The following is a 13,918-nucleotide window of genomic DNA, read 5'->3' on the forward strand; positions in this document are numbered from 1 at the left end:
AGCGCATGACTGTTAATCATGATGTCGTCAGTTCGAGTCTGACATCCGCAGCTTTTAAGGGACCTACGGGTCTCTTTTTTTATTATAAATATAGAAAATGTTTAAGAAATTTTGATATAATTTGATAAACGGAGAGATGATATAGAATGCAAAAGAGATATACAACTTGGAATGAATATTTGCGAACCAATTTTGGTGAAAAAATATTTAAAGTTCCTATTGATGCTGGTTTTGACTGCCCTAATCGGGATGGTACGGTTGCTCACGGTGGATGTACTTTTTGTACAGTATCTGGTTCAGGGGACATGATTTTGGAGCCAGAAGCTCCAATTGCGGACCAATTTGCTGCCGAAGTGGCTCAATTTCATAAAAAGTGGCCTGGAGTGAAGAAATATATTGTTTATTTTCAAAATTTCACTAATACTCACGCCCCTGTTGAAGTACTGAGAGAGCGTTTTGAACAAGCGGTAAACCAACCAGATGTTGTAGGTATTTCAATTGGTACTCGTCCTGACTGTTTACCAGATGACGTTGTAGATTACTTGGCAGAATTAAATCGTCGAATGGAAGTTTGGATTGATTTGGGTCTGCAGACAACTTATGAAGAAACATCAGATTTGATTAATCGAGCTCATGATTATGAAACCTATGTAGATGCCGTGAAGCGATTGAGGGTTCATAATATTAATGTTTGTACTCACTTAATCAATGGTTTACCTGGTGAAACTAGTGAGATGATGTTAGAAAATGTTCGAAGAATGGTTTTAGATTCTGATATTCAAGGTGTGAAATTACATTTACTTCATTTGATGAAGCAAACTCGTTTGCAACGTGATTATCATGAAGGAAAATTACAGCTGATGTCGCAAGAGGAATATGTAAAAGTGATTTGTGACCAACTAGAGATGATTCCAAAAGAAATTGTTATTCATCGTTTAACAGGAGATGCTCCGCGGGATTTAATTATTGGACCTATGTGGTCTTTAAAAAAGTGGGAAGTTTTGAATAGTATTGATGCTGAAATGGAACGGCGAGGAAGTGTTCAAGGTTGTAAAGATGTTCGGATTAGTGATCTAATTACATTTTAACTGACAGGAGGTGAATTTTTATTCATCTCTTTTTTATTGAATTTGGTGTTATAATAGGAAAGAAATTGAAAATCTGTCAGTAAAACTGAAATTGGTATATAAAAATAATTAGAAAGTGATGAGGAAATAAATGTTAAAACAGTTAGAAATGGCTCACTGGATGTTGAAAGATATCATCAAAACTAATGATGTTGTGGTGGATGCAACGATGGGGAATGGTTATGATACTCAATTTTTAGCGGAATTAGGGGCGAATGTATATGCTTTTGATGTGCAAGAAGAAGCGCTAAATGCAACTGAAAAACGTTTAGATGATGCTGGAATAAAGAATCAAATATTTGAAAAAAATCTCTCGAATTTACTGACAGAGCCGTCAGTAAATCTAGTTTTGTCTGGTCATGAAAAGCTTTCTGAATATGTCAAAGAGCCAATCAAAGCAGCTATTTTTAATCTTGGATATTTACCAAAAACTGATAAAAGTGTGGTTACAAAAGCTGATACCACTTTGACTGCTCTAGATGCTTTGACTAATCAGTTAGTTGTAGGTGGAAGAATTGCGATTATGATTTATTACGGTCATGAGGGGGGAATGGAAGAAAAAGATGCCGTTATTAAGTGGACTTCTAGTTTGCCACAAAAGGACTGGGAAGTGACTTCTTATGCACCTCTTAACCAAATTCATACGCCGCCAATTTTAGTCCTAATCGAAAAAAGAAAATAAATTTACTTGAACAGTTATGAATCTTATGTATTCTTTTATCTCTTGTTTTTTCCAAAAAAAAGAGTAAAATAGAGAAATGCTTATTTTTTTAAGTAAAAAAACTATTTTAAAGAGGTAAATATACACATGCAAGGAGTTCTTCTCGCGCTTGTTCCAATGTTTGCTTGGGGTTCTATCGGATTTGTAGCTAATAAATTTGGTGGTGATGCTAAACAACAAACACTTGGAATGACTTTGGGCGCTTTTGTTTTTGCACTTATTGTTTTCTTATTCCGCATGCCAACGTTGACATGGCAAATTTTCTTAATTGGATTTATTGGTGGATTGCTTTGGGCAATTGGACAATTTGGTCAGTTTAATTCAATGAAATACATGGGTGTTTCAGTAGCAAGTCCGCTTTCATCAGGGAGTCAATTAGTAATTGGTGGCTTGATTGGGGTTTTTGCTTTCCACGAATGGACAAAACAAATTCAATTTATTCTCGGATTTATTGCGATGGCTGTTTTGGTAGTTGGGTTCTATTTCTCAGCTAAACGTGACCCAGAAAATGCAGTTGTTGAAGAAGGACGTAATTATACTAAAGGATTGACTGCTTTAACATACTCAACTTTGGGATATGTTATCTATGTTATTCTTTTCAATAACTTAGCAGTACTTTGGTTCAATGTTCATTTTGATACATTGACAATTATCTTGCCAATGTCAGTTGGAATGATTTTTGGAGCACTTGTGATGGGTCGTTTCAAAATTAAAATGGAAAAATATGTTTATCAAAATATGATTGTTGGAGCAATGTGGGGTGTAGGTAATATCTTTATGCTTATGGCTGCAAGCGCTGCTGGTAACGCAATTGCCTTTTCATTCTCGCAATTAGGTGTCATCATTTCAACTATTGGAGGAATTCTCTTCCTTGGTGAAAAGAAAACCAAAAAAGAATTGGTTTATGTTGGAATTGGGATTGTTCTATTCGTAACAGGTGCAATTTTACTTGCAATTGTAAAATCTAAAGGATAATAAAAAAGCTGTCAGTAAATTGACGGCTTTTTTTTATAAGCTAATTTACTTACAGCTTTTCTGTCAGTAAAATTTTAGAGTTTTTCATTAACGAAATTTACAAAATGATTCCAAAAAACCTTTGGAGCGCTACTACGGGGGACAGTTTTCTTGGCAACCAATGGAATTTGTTCTGCGGTACAATTTGGAAGATAGCCTAAACTATCCTTTACTGTAGTAGAAAGAGTGACAAGTTTTTGGTTTTTAGTCACAGTTGCTTCAACGGAGGCTGTTTTTTCCTTACTGAATTTGACTGTCAGTGATTTTGTATCTGCACTACCATCTGTAGCGTAAGGAACAACGGGAGTGATATTTTGTGGAGCAACGAGTTGAACAGATTTTTCTTTTCCATCAGTCACAGTAATTTCTTTAAAATCATCTAAGGATTGATTTTTTTGCACAAGACTGGTCGTACGCCAATGACCATAAACATAGTTCATCAGTTGATTTGTGAGAGTGAAAGGAGTTGAGTTGTCAGCAGCAGGATCTGTAGCTTCTAAAACAACCGTAATGATTCTAAAACCGTTTTGATTTGTTGTTCCAGCAAAACAGTCAATTTGAAAACTTGTTGAACCTGTTTTCAAGCCATCAACACCAGTTCTTGAAGTAGAAAAACCACTAAGCATTTGATTGGTATTAGTTAAGGTCATCTTTGCTTCATTGCCGGTATCAAAAGGAATTTCTGTTTTTTTAGTGATTTGAAGAATTTCTGGGAAATCTTGAATAAGATGATAACTAAGTGTTGCTACAGCCTTTGCGCTCATTGTGTTTGTTGCTGAAGCACCAGACCCTGGATAAATATGACCGTTTAAATCATCATTTGGTAAGCCAGAAGCATTGACGAGATGGCTGTCAGTAATTCCCCAGTCTTTCATTTGTTTTGTCATCATATCAACAAATTTTGGTTCTGAACCAGCAATTTTTTCAGCTAAAGCGACAGCAGCAGAATTTGCTGACGGAAGAAGTAAAGCATTCAATAAATCTTTGACAGTATATTGACCATTTTGAGCAAGGGGGATATTGGAAGCATTAGAATTTTGAGTTAATTCATAAGCATAATCTGAAATAGGAACTTTAGTATTCCAAGTCAATTTATTTTCAGCTACATTTTTGTAAACTAAATAGGCTGTCAGTAATTTTGTGATAGAGGCAATGCGAGTGCTTGCATCATCAGCGTTTTGCGCGTATAAAATTTTACCACTTGAGGCATCAATAGCAATTGCTGATTTAGCAGCAACTGTAAAATCATTTGTCGTTGGAGTCGTAGCAGCACTGACAGAAAAGCCCGAAAGGACTGACAGACTAATCAGGAAACTACAAAAAATAATTGCAATTTTTTTCATGACTCGATTATACCATAGTCTATTCGTAAGGTACAATAGATTCAAAACTTGATAGATAATTAAATAGTTTTATTTTTTCAAAATCAATTCTAAAAAATAGATTGACAATTGTTATAAAAAATGATATTATATTAAACGGTACTTTTTACTTTGGACTCTCAGGAGAACTTGTATAAGTTGCTAAACTTCTTGTCAGAACTTGGCTTAAGCGACCATATACTGACTAAAAAATTGGCGATTCGCCATCCAATAAAAAGAAAGGAATGCTTTTGTATTTCTCATCGCTTCGCATAAAAATGTGGAAAAATACAAAAAGCAGACAGTAAAATGCCTACAATTAACCAATTGGTACGCAAACCACGTCGTGCTCAAGTGACTAAATCTAAATCACCAGCAATGAACGTTGGCTACAACAGCCGTAAAAAAGTACAAACTAAACTTGCAAGCCCACAAAAACGTGGAGTAGCAACTCGTGTTGGTACTATGACTCCTAAAAAACCTAACTCAGCGCTTCGTAAATTCGCGCGTGTACGTCTTTCAAACCTTATGGAAGTAACAGCGTACATCCCAGGTATCGGACACAACCTCCAAGAACACAGTGTTGTACTTCTTCGTGGTGGACGTGTAAAAGACCTTCCAGGGGTACGTTACCATATCGTTCGTGGTGCACTTGATACAGCAGGTGTCGCTGACCGTAAACAAAGCCGTTCTAAATACGGTGCTAAAAAACCAAAAGCTTAAGAAGGGAGATAAGTAAGAATGCGTAAAAATCGTGCCCCAAAACGTGAAGTTTTGGCAGATCCAATGTACAACTCAATCGTCGTAACTCGTCTTATCAACCGCGTTATGCTTGATGGTAAACGTGGTGTTGCGGCTCAAATCGTTTACGGTGCCTTCAAACAAATTGAAGAAGCTACTGGAAACAACCCACTCGAAGTCTTCGAAACTGCTATGGAAAACATCATGCCAGTTCTTGAAGTTCGCGCTCGTCGTGTCGGTGGTTCTAACTATCAAGTCCCAGTTGAAGTTCGTCCAGAACGTCGTACAACTCTTGGACTTCGTTGGTTGGTAACAATCGCTCGTAACCGTGGTGAACACACAATGCAAGATCGTCTTGCAAAAGAAATCTTGGATGCAGCTAACAACACAGGTGCAGCAGTCAAAAAACGTGAAGATACTCACAAAATGGCTGAAGCTAACCGTGCGTTCGCTCACTTCCGCTGGTAAAATCTATTTGCGTTGCAGCTGCTTCGTTAGAAGGACCCTCGCGTACTCTAGTACGCTTCGGAACCTTCTTTCTCGTTTCTGCTTAGCAAATAAATTTTACGATCAGTCTTAAAGATTGTAAAGTAACATCGAATTGATGTAAAAACGAACATTACCGGGCTTGGGCTCCTCGCCTGCTCGGTTTTGTTTTAATTTTTTAACATTAATTTGATACAATAAAACTAATGAGAAATTCTCATAACTAAAATCAAATAGGAGAACAAAATGGCTCGCGAATTTTCACTTGCTAATACACGTAATATCGGTATCATGGCCCACGTCGATGCTGGTAAAACAACAACAACTGAACGTGTTCTTTACTACACTGGTAAAATCCATAAAATCGGTGAAACTCACGAAGGTGCATCACAAATGGACTGGATGGAGCAAGAACAAGAACGTGGTATCACAATCACATCTGCAGCAACAACTGCTGAATGGAAAGGTAACCGCGTAAATATCATTGACACACCAGGTCACGTGGACTTCACAATTGAAGTACAACGTTCACTCCGTGTTCTTGATGGTGCTGTTACCGTTCTTGATGCTCAATCAGGTGTTGAACCACAAACAGAAACTGTATGGCGTCAAGCGACTGAATACGGTGTTCCACGTATCGTTTTTGCTAACAAAATGGACAAAATCGGTGCTGATTTCTACTACTCACTTTCTACTTTGGGAGATCGTTTGGGTGCTAATGCTCATCCAATCCAAATTCCAATTGGTGCAGAAGATGACTTCATCGGTATCATTGACTTGGTAACTATGAAATCTGAAATCTATACTAACGACCTTGGTACAGATATTAAAGAAACTGTTGTAGGTTCAGACGAATTTAACGCTGAGTTGGCAGCTTTGGATTTCAATGCTGAAGAATACACAGAACTTGCAAACGAATGGCGTGAAAAACTCATCGAAGCAATTGCTGATTTCGATGAAGATATCATGGAAAAATATTTTGCTGGTGAAGAAATTCCAGAAGCAGAACTTAAAGCTGCTATCCGTAAAGCAACAATCAATGTTGACTTCTACCCAATGCTTGCTGGTTCAGCCTTCAAGAACAAAGGTGTTCAAATGATGCTTGATGCAGTTATTGACTACCTTCCAAGCCCACTTGATATCCCTGCTATCCAAGGTGTTAACCCTGATACAGACGAAGAAGACGAACGCCCAGCTTCAGATGAAGAACCATTTGCAGCTCTTGCTTTCAAAATCATGACTGACCCATTTGTTGGACGTCTTTCATTCTTCCGCGTTTACTCAGGTACACTTGATGCTGGTTCATACGTTTTGAATACTTCAAAAGGTAAACGTGAACGTATCGGACGTATTCTTCAAATGCACGCTAACACTCGTAAAGAAATCCAAACAGTTTATGCTGGGGATATCGCTGCTGCTGTTGGTTTGAAAAATACAACAACTGGTGACTCATTGACAGATGAAAAAGCTAAAATCATCCTTGAATCAATTGAAGTTCCAGAACCAGTTATCCAATTGATGGTTGAACCTAAAACTAAAGCTGACCAAGATAAGATGGGTGTTGCCCTTCAAAAATTGGCTGAAGAAGATCCAACTTTCCGTGTTGAAACAAACCCAGAAACTGGTGAAACAGTTATCTCTGGTATGGGTGAACTTCACTTGGACGTTCTTGTTGACCGTATGAAACGTGAATTCAAAGTTGAAGCAAACGTTGGTGCGCCTCAAGTTGCTTACCGTGAAACATTCCGCGCTGGAACTTCAGCACGTGGATTCTTCAAACGTCAATCAGGTGGTAAAGGTCAATATGGTGACGTATGGATCGAATTCACACCTAACGAAGAAGGCGCTGGATTTGAATTTGAAAATGCTATCGTCGGTGGTGTCGTTCCTCGTGAATTTGTACCAGCCGTTGAAAAAGGTTTGGTAGAAACTATGGCTAACGGTGTCCTTGCTGGATACCCAATGGTTGACATTAAAGCTAAACTTTATGATGGTTCATACCATGATGTCGATTCATCAGAAACTGCCTTCAAGGTTGCCGCTTCTCTTGCAATGAAAGAAGCTGCTAAAACTGCGAAACCAGCAATTCTTGAACCAATGATGAAAGTTACAATCACTGTTCCTGAAGAAAACCTTGGAGATATCATGGGTCACGTGACTGCTCGTCGTGGTCAAGTTAACTCAATGGAAGCTCACGGTAAATCACAAATCGTTAATGCTTTCGTTCCACTTGCTGAAATGTTCGGTTACGCAACTACTCTCCGTTCATCTACACAAGGACGTGGTACTTTCATGATGGTATTTGACCACTATTCAGACGTACCTAAATCAGTACAAGAAGAAATTATTGCTAAAAACGGCCGTAACGCTGACTAAGCTTTAATTTTAATAATATGAGATAACCTGTCAGTACTGACAGGTTATTTTTTTACTGATAAGATTTTCTTTGGTTTAGTTTCACTTTATCTTGACTTAATGAACCATTAAGTCAGTGAAGCTATAATATATTTATTCCAAAAAAATTTTTTCATAACTTTACTCCTAAAAGTGAAAAAGCAATATCTAAGTGATACTGCTTTTTTTATTTTCATTTTAAAATGAAACGTTACTGACAGAAAAATATTTTATGAATCTGAAATCTGTCAGTAAAATTGTTTCATGTGAAACTTGAATGTTCGGAAATGCCATGCTATAATAAGCTTATCAAATAGGAGATGAGATAATAAATGAAAAGAAACGAACGTTTAGTTGATTTTACAAATTTTTTAATTAATCATCCCAATCAAATGCTAAATTTAAATGAATTAAGTAAACATTATGAGGTAGCCAAATCATCTATCTCAGAAGATTTAGTATTTATCAAACGTGTTTTTGAAAACCAAGGAGTAGGTCTGGTTGAAACTTTCCCAGGTAGCCTTGGAGGAGTTCGGTTTACGCCTTACATTACTGACGAACGTTCGTTGGAAATGAGTCAGGAAATTGCTGAACTTTTACGTGAAGAAAATCGAATTTTACCTGGAGGATATATTTATCTGTCAGATATTTTGGGTACTCCATCAAATCTTCGTAAAATCGGTCAAATTATTGCTCATGAGTATCATGAAAAGCAAGTTGATGTCGTCATGACTATTGCCACAAAAGGGATTCCAATTGCTCAGTCAGTTGCTGAGATTCTAGATGTTCCTTTCGTAATTGTTCGTCGTGACCCTAAAGTGACCGAAGGAGCAACGCTTAATGTAAATTATATGTCAGGCTCAAGCTCTCGTGTTGAAAATATGACTTTATCCAAACGGAGCCTTTCAATTGGTCAAAATGTTTTGATCGTTGACGACTTCATGAAAGGCGCAGGAACAATCAATGGAATGAGAAGTCTTGTTCATGAATTTGATTGTTTACTTGCTGGTGTTGCTGTTTTTCTTGAAGGACCATTTAAAGGTGAGCGATTGATTGATGATTACAAATCAATCTTGAAAGTTGATCGAATTGACATTGCTAACCGCTCAATTGATGTTCAATTGGGAAATATATTTAATGACAAATAAAAAGTTACTGACAGGATATTCTGTCAGTAACTTTTTCTATTTATTCACTTAAAAGAAAGAAATTTTGTTGAGTGGCCACACTCGTAATTTCGCTTCACCAACAATTGCTGAACGTTTGAAAGTTCCAACTGCGCGACTATCTTGAGAAACTACCCGATTATCTCCCATCAGGAAGTATTGTCCCTCAGGAACTTTTACTGTAAAGGTTGGATTACCAGTGCTGTCAGTGGTAAATGCTTTGGTACTTTGAGCTAAACTAACAAACAAACTGCGGTTTTGTTCACTGAGTGCATTTGTTAAAGGATACTTACCGTAAGTTTTTTCCAACTGACCGTCAGCAAGTTGCTTTTGGTAATCTTTGAGATAATTTTCTGGATAAACTTTGTTATTGATTGTGAGTTGGTCGTGGTCGAATTTTATAGTATCTCCAGGCATTCCAATGACACGTTTCACGATATCTTTAGTTGAACCATCGGCTGTTTCTTCTTTGGCAACAACAATATCAAAACGATTAATGGTTGATTTTCTTACAATAACCAGACGTTCCTTGTCAGCTAAAGTTGGGTCCATTGAATGACCATCCACAACAACAAGTGACCAAAGAAAGACACGTGAGAGAAGAATAGCGATAATTATAAAGAGAAACAATCCCCACTCTTTTAAAAATTTCATCATAATTTTACTTTCTATAATTGAGCGATTTTAATCGCTTTTTGTGTATTAGCAAAATGAAGTTTTGCTAACTGATTCAGAGTATCAACTCCCTGACTTTTGATAATTTGTGCTGCAATTTTGTCAGATAAATTTCCTGCTCCACTGGGTAACGTGAAACCTGATTCTTTAGATAATTTTTTTAGATTCTCTAAAAAAAGATAACGAGAAATAATTGAACTGACAGCAACAGCCAGAAACTGATCTTCAGCTTTTGTCAGTAAAGTTACCTTTGTCAGCGGATGATTTTGCTCTTTATTAACATATTTTTTATAATTTGCTTCCGTTGTGAAAGCATCAATAACAATATTTTCAGGCTTATGACCTAATTGTTTTTCAAGAAGATAAATGGCTTGATTATGGAGAGCAACTTTAATGCTGACAGCATTATAACCAGAAGCAATCACCTCGTTATACTTGGCAGGTTCAACCACTAAAGCAACATGTGGAATTCTATCAATCAATTTTGGAGCAATTTGACAAATTTTTTCGTCAGTTAATTTTTTAGAATCAGCGACTCCAATTTCCTTTAGAAAATTCAAGTTTTCTTCACTGACAAAACTAGCAGTAACCATTAAACCACCAAAATATGACCCGTTGCCCACCTCGTCAGTCCCAATAAGATTTGTTTGTTTTTGAGGAACGACTTGAGCAATATGACCAAAGTCACTCGCTAATTTTTCAGCCTCGTTTCCTTGAAAAACAACTTTTCCAGAAGTATAAACCGAGATAGAAGTTTTCCCAACCTTGGCAAAAAAAGTGATGTAAGGATTTTTGGAAACTTGCTCATAGGATTTGTATTTCTCAGCGAGCTGTTGGCGTTCTTTAGTCTCTAATTTTAGAACAATATTCATAAGAACATTCTACCATAAATTAGCTATTCTAGAATAAGAATCCGACCATTTATTAAAAATAATTTCTTATTAGAATCTATTATAGCAAACATGTTGTAAAATAATGAAAAAAGTCTTCATATTCTAAATACGAAGACCTCAAACTTAGTCAACTTTCTCACTTAAACGCCCATCTTCCATCAGATAAACTTTGTCACAATAATCAACCAAACGTAAATCATGAGTGACCATAATTGTTGCCTTATTTTTTTCTTTTGCTTCCTTAGCTAATATTTTAACCACTTCATAAGCTTTTTCAGTATCCAAACTTGCGGTCGGTTCATCAGCCAAAATGATTGTAGGGTCATTATATAAAGCACGAACAATAGCTACCCGTTGGCGTTCTCCACCAGAAAGTTCCTCGGGATATTTATCCACCAATTTTTCAAGCCCTAAACGCTTGAGTAAGTCTAAGCCCGCTCTATTTTCTTTTGCCTTATTTACCTTGTCAACCAATTGAAGTTGTTTCTTAACCGTTAAGAATGGCACGAGATTAGAAGCTTGTAAAATAAAACCAATTTCTTCAAAACGAACCTTAGCGCGTGCCTTCTCCTTTTTTTCATTTAAAGCTCGGCCATTAATCCAAATTTCCCCAGAAGAAGGACTTTGCAGTCCGCCGGCAATAGTAAGTAAGGTACTTTTTCCAGAACCTGAAGGCCCAATGATTGCCACAAACTCACCCTTATCAACAGAGAAATTAGTTTCTTTTAAAGCCTCTATTGTTTCATCCCCATCCTTAAAAGATTTTTTGACATTTTTTAATTCAATAGCTTTCATTATTTCTCCTATCCAATCGCTTTTAGTGGATCAATTTTGACAATTGCTCTGACAGAGAACAAAGCGCCCACAATTGCAACCACAATCATTAAAAGGGTAATCACTCCAAAGAAGAGGAGATTTGTTTGAAAAGGAACAGCTTCCGGTAAAATTAACGCAGAACCTAAAGTGGCTAACAAACCAATTAATACACCACTAAAAGCTAAAATAAAAGTTTGAGCAATGACAGATTTACTAATAAAGCGACTGGAAATTCCCTGAGCCTTCATTACACCAAAAATCGCTATTTTTTGCATTGTCAGAACATAAATAAAGATTCCAATGACAACCGCAGCAATAACCACTAGAAAGCCAATCATGAAACCAAAGGTCAAAACTTGTGCACTATAACCAGGAAGTTTATCTATAAATTTACTGATAGATAATTTTTGGAGCCCTTTAGGCTGTTGGCTAATTTTTCCGCGCGTGACGATAGCATTGTAAGTAGTTTTAGGTTGAAAATTGGAATTTGAACCATAACGAATTTGTTGGAAAGTATCTAAAGAAGTATAAAGCACAGGTGAAATATTAAATTTAGCACTATCTGTAAAACCAACAATAGTCAATACTTCATTATTGGTTGCTAATTTAATTTTATCACCAAGTTTATAATCATATTGATTTTTAAAACTAATATCAGCTACTACCTCGCTCTTATTTTTAAAATCCCTCCCTTCAATAACATTGGGATTTAAAAATTCATTTGAATTAATTCCAAAAAAACTGACATTATTTTTTTTACTTTCATCATTGGCATCATAAATAATCCCAGCAGTTTGAGTGAGAACTGCCTTTTCTTTCGCCTTCACCTGGCTGGCAATATCTGAATCAATCATTGACATATTGAGAGAATCATTGGCTTTCTCAGATAAAAAAATATCAGTTGCTTTCCATTTATCAACTGCCATTCTATTTTCTTGAGCCAAACCATAGGCCAAACCAGATAAGAAAAACACAAGATAGGAAATCAAAAACATGACACCAATTACGAGAGCATATCTTAATTTTGAATGTTTAATTTCATTAATTGCTAAAAACATCATTGAGCTCCTATTTTCTATATAAATCCCCCAAATTTCCGAGGGCTAACTGAATAAAAGGACTTGTATTATATAAACCCCTTTTAAAAAAGTCTATCATAGTTCAAATGGAAGTGCTACCATAATGCTTGTAGCAAAAACCACAAAGAAACATTTGAAAAGATATAAAACTAAAAAATACATAATCCACGAAAAGAAGTAAATAAAGGGGATATAATCCCTAAAATGTCTTGACAAACCCAGGAATAATATGATATGATGATAAACGGTATTGTTTACCCCATTTTTGTGGCCCCGGAAACCCAAAAATACTTTGCAGGACTCTTACACCTGCTGTAAACAAATTCTAGTAAAAGGAAAATAACCAAAATGATGAAAACTACATTCATGGCTAACGCTCAAAACGTTGACCGTAAATGGTACGTCGTCGATGCAACTGATGTTCCTCTTGGACGTCTTTCTGCAGTTGTCGCAAGCGTACTTCGCGGAAAAAACAAACCAACATACACACCACATACTGATACAGGTGATTTCGTAATCGTTGTTAACGCTGAAAAAATCAAATTGACTGGTAAAAAAGCAACTGATAAAGTATATTACTCACACTCACTTCACCCAGGTGGATTGAAATCAGTTACTGCTGGTGAACTCCGTGAAAAAAATGCTGTACGTTTGATTGAAAAATCAGTAAAAGGTATGCTTCCACACAACACACTTGGACGTGCTCAAGGCATGAAACTTAAAGTGTTTGTTGGCGCAGAACACACACATACAGCTCAAAAACCTGAAGTCCTTGACATCACAGGTTTGATTTAATCAGGAAGGAACGAACATAATGGCACAAGTACAATATGCCGGCACAGGCCGTCGTAAAAATGCAGTAGCACGCGTACGTCTCGTACCTGGTACTGGTAAAATCACAGTTAACGGACGTGAAGTAGAAAGCTACATCCCACACGCAGACATGCGTCTCGTTATCAACCAACCATTTGCAGCTACACAAACAGAAGGTAGCTACGATACACTCGTAAACGTAAATGGTGGTGGTGTATCAGGTCAAGCAGGAGCTATCCGTCACGGAATTGCTCGTGCATTGCTCCAAGTAGACCCAGACTTCCGTAGTGCTTTGAAACGCGCTGGACTCCTTACACGTGACGCCCGTATGGTTGAACGTAAAAAACCAGGTCTCAAAAAAGCCCGCAAAGCATCACAATTCTCAAAACGTTAATATTATTCATATATCAATGTTTAAAACACTTCCATACGGAAGTGTTTTTTTTGTATTAAATTTATACCTAGAAAATTTGTAAATTCTCTTTTACGATATCCAAAGGGTAAAATAATAAACAAAAAAATTACATTTTCTATAAAAAACTGTACATCAGAGAACATGACAACCGTGGGGGTTTCCGGATGTAAGATAAAAAAAGTCGTAAAAGTCACAGTTAATTCTTGACAAGTTTAGT

General features: G+C 36.6%; 14 protein-coding genes. 9 read left to right on the plus strand and 5 right to left on the minus strand.

Going from position 1 to position 13,918, the window contains the following annotated elements; all coding sequences use genetic code 11:
- Nucleotides 1–146 precede the first annotated feature (146 nt).
- The 3 genes from IAE52_RS11165 to IAE52_RS11175 all read left to right on the plus strand — a co-directional run bounded on the left by IAE52_RS11165 (nucleotide 147) and on the right by IAE52_RS11175 (nucleotide 2,823).
- Nucleotides 147–1,088, plus strand: coding sequence for a TIGR01212 family radical SAM protein (locus tag IAE52_RS11165; RefSeq protein WP_003132720.1), 942 nt, complete (start codon nucleotides 147–149; stop codon nucleotides 1,086–1,088).
- A gap of 130 nt (nucleotides 1,089–1,218) precedes the next feature.
- Nucleotides 1,219–1,809: a class I SAM-dependent methyltransferase gene (locus IAE52_RS11170; protein ID WP_003132719.1), complete on the plus strand. Its 591-nt coding sequence runs from the start codon at nucleotides 1,219–1,221 to the stop codon at nucleotides 1,807–1,809.
- A 126-nt stretch (nucleotides 1,810–1,935) separates the two neighbouring features.
- On the plus strand, nucleotides 1,936–2,823 hold the full coding sequence (locus tag IAE52_RS11175; RefSeq protein ID WP_003132622.1) for a GRP family sugar transporter: 888 nt from the start codon (nucleotides 1,936–1,938) through the stop codon (nucleotides 2,821–2,823).
- A 74-nt stretch (nucleotides 2,824–2,897) separates the two neighbouring features.
- On the opposite strand, the gene IAE52_RS11180 is transcribed toward IAE52_RS11175, so the two are convergent.
- Nucleotides 2,898–4,205, minus strand: a complete 1,308-nt coding sequence (locus IAE52_RS11180; RefSeq protein ID WP_057720933.1) for a serine hydrolase — start codon at nucleotides 4,203–4,205, stop codon at nucleotides 2,898–2,900.
- Between the two features lie 327 nt (nucleotides 4,206–4,532).
- Here IAE52_RS11180 and rpsL point away from each other — a divergent pair, with 327 nt between their 5' ends.
- The 4 genes from rpsL to purR all read left to right on the plus strand — a co-directional run bounded on the left by rpsL (nucleotide 4,533) and on the right by purR (nucleotide 8,992).
- Nucleotides 4,533–4,946 carry a 30S ribosomal protein S12 gene (rpsL, locus tag IAE52_RS11185; RefSeq protein ID WP_003129874.1) on the plus strand — a complete coding sequence of 138 codons (414 nt, stop codon included), beginning with the start codon at nucleotides 4,533–4,535 and terminating at the stop codon, nucleotides 4,944–4,946.
- Between the two features lie 18 nt (nucleotides 4,947–4,964).
- Entirely contained in the window at nucleotides 4,965–5,432 is a 468-nt protein-coding gene (gene rpsG, locus IAE52_RS11190; protein ID WP_003129876.1) for a 30S ribosomal protein S7, read from the plus strand.
- 264 nt (nucleotides 5,433–5,696) lie between these two features.
- Nucleotides 5,697–7,826 (plus strand): elongation factor G, encoded by a 2,130-nt coding sequence (gene fusA / locus IAE52_RS11195; protein WP_003129877.1) that lies wholly within the window; start codon nucleotides 5,697–5,699, stop codon nucleotides 7,824–7,826.
- Nucleotides 7,827–8,176: 350 nt separating this feature from the next.
- Nucleotides 8,177–8,992, plus strand: a complete 816-nt coding sequence (gene purR / locus IAE52_RS11200) for a pur operon repressor (protein WP_010906422.1) — start codon at nucleotides 8,177–8,179, stop codon at nucleotides 8,990–8,992.
- A 48-nt stretch (nucleotides 8,993–9,040) separates the two neighbouring features.
- Here purR and lepB read toward each other — a convergent pair whose 3' ends face one another.
- The 4 genes from lepB to IAE52_RS11220 form a co-directional block, all read right to left on the minus strand.
- A complete protein-coding gene (gene lepB, locus IAE52_RS11205) occupies nucleotides 9,041–9,667 on the minus strand; it encodes a signal peptidase I (protein ID WP_012898725.1) in 627 nt (208 codons plus the stop codon).
- An 11-nt stretch (nucleotides 9,668–9,678) separates the two neighbouring features.
- Entirely contained in the window at nucleotides 9,679–10,557 is an 879-nt protein-coding gene (gene rnhC / locus IAE52_RS11210) for a ribonuclease HIII (RefSeq protein WP_058220095.1), read from the minus strand.
- Nucleotides 10,558–10,701: 144 nt separating this feature from the next.
- A complete protein-coding gene (locus IAE52_RS11215) occupies nucleotides 10,702–11,373 on the minus strand; it encodes an ABC transporter ATP-binding protein (RefSeq protein WP_004254370.1) in 672 nt (223 codons plus the stop codon).
- 8 nt (nucleotides 11,374–11,381) lie between these two features.
- Entirely contained in the window at nucleotides 11,382–12,452 is a 1,071-nt protein-coding gene (locus IAE52_RS11220) for an ABC transporter permease (protein WP_162551490.1), read from the minus strand.
- 369 nt (nucleotides 12,453–12,821) lie between these two features.
- On the opposite strand from IAE52_RS11220, the gene rplM reads away from it, so the two are divergent.
- Both rplM and rpsI read left to right on the plus strand, forming a co-directional pair.
- A complete protein-coding gene (rplM, locus tag IAE52_RS11225; RefSeq protein ID WP_010906417.1) occupies nucleotides 12,822–13,268 on the plus strand; it encodes a 50S ribosomal protein L13 in 447 nt (148 codons plus the stop codon).
- 19 nt (nucleotides 13,269–13,287) lie between these two features.
- Nucleotides 13,288–13,680, plus strand: a complete 393-nt coding sequence (rpsI, locus tag IAE52_RS11230; protein WP_004254378.1) for a 30S ribosomal protein S9 — start codon at nucleotides 13,288–13,290, stop codon at nucleotides 13,678–13,680.
- Nucleotides 13,681–13,918 lie beyond the last annotated feature (238 nt).

Source organism: Lactococcus sp. S47, from assembly GCF_016517475.1.
In the GTDB taxonomy this organism is placed as follows: Bacteria; Bacillota; Bacilli; order Lactobacillales; family Streptococcaceae; genus Lactococcus; species Lactococcus lactis.

What these genes read in the sequence shown, in the direction of transcription:
- rpsG (WP_003129876.1), top strand. Translation starts at nt 4,965, where the DNA reads ATGCGTAAAAATCGTGCCCCAAAACGTGAAGTTTTGGCAGATCCAATG.
- fusA (WP_003129877.1), top strand. Translation starts at nt 5,697, where the DNA reads ATGGCTCGCGAATTTTCACTTGCTAATACACGTAATATCGGTATCATG.
- IAE52_RS11175 (WP_003132622.1), top strand. Translation starts at nt 1,936, where the DNA reads ATGCAAGGAGTTCTTCTCGCGCTTGTTCCAATGTTTGCTTGGGGTTCT.
- IAE52_RS11215 (WP_004254370.1), bottom strand. Translation starts at nt 11,373, where the DNA reads ATGAAAGCTATTGAATTAAAAAATGTCAAAAAATCTTTTAAGGATGGG.
- rnhC (WP_058220095.1), bottom strand. Translation starts at nt 10,557, where the DNA reads ATGAATATTGTTCTAAAATTAGAGACTAAAGAACGCCAACAGCTCGCT.
- purR (WP_010906422.1), top strand. Translation starts at nt 8,177, where the DNA reads ATGAAAAGAAACGAACGTTTAGTTGATTTTACAAATTTTTTAATTAAT.
- rplM (WP_010906417.1), top strand. Translation starts at nt 12,822, where the DNA reads ATGATGAAAACTACATTCATGGCTAACGCTCAAAACGTTGACCGTAAA.
- IAE52_RS11165 (WP_003132720.1), top strand. Translation starts at nt 147, where the DNA reads ATGCAAAAGAGATATACAACTTGGAATGAATATTTGCGAACCAATTTT.
- rpsI (WP_004254378.1), top strand. Translation starts at nt 13,288, where the DNA reads ATGGCACAAGTACAATATGCCGGCACAGGCCGTCGTAAAAATGCAGTA.
- lepB (WP_012898725.1), bottom strand. Translation starts at nt 9,667, where the DNA reads ATGATGAAATTTTTAAAAGAGTGGGGATTGTTTCTCTTTATAATTATC.
- IAE52_RS11220 (WP_162551490.1), bottom strand. Translation starts at nt 12,452, where the DNA reads ATGTTTTTAGCAATTAATGAAATTAAACATTCAAAATTAAGATATGCT.
- rpsL (WP_003129874.1), top strand. Translation starts at nt 4,533, where the DNA reads ATGCCTACAATTAACCAATTGGTACGCAAACCACGTCGTGCTCAAGTG.
- IAE52_RS11180 (WP_057720933.1), bottom strand. Translation starts at nt 4,205, where the DNA reads ATGAAAAAAATTGCAATTATTTTTTGTAGTTTCCTGATTAGTCTGTCA.
- IAE52_RS11170 (WP_003132719.1), top strand. Translation starts at nt 1,219, where the DNA reads ATGTTAAAACAGTTAGAAATGGCTCACTGGATGTTGAAAGATATCATC.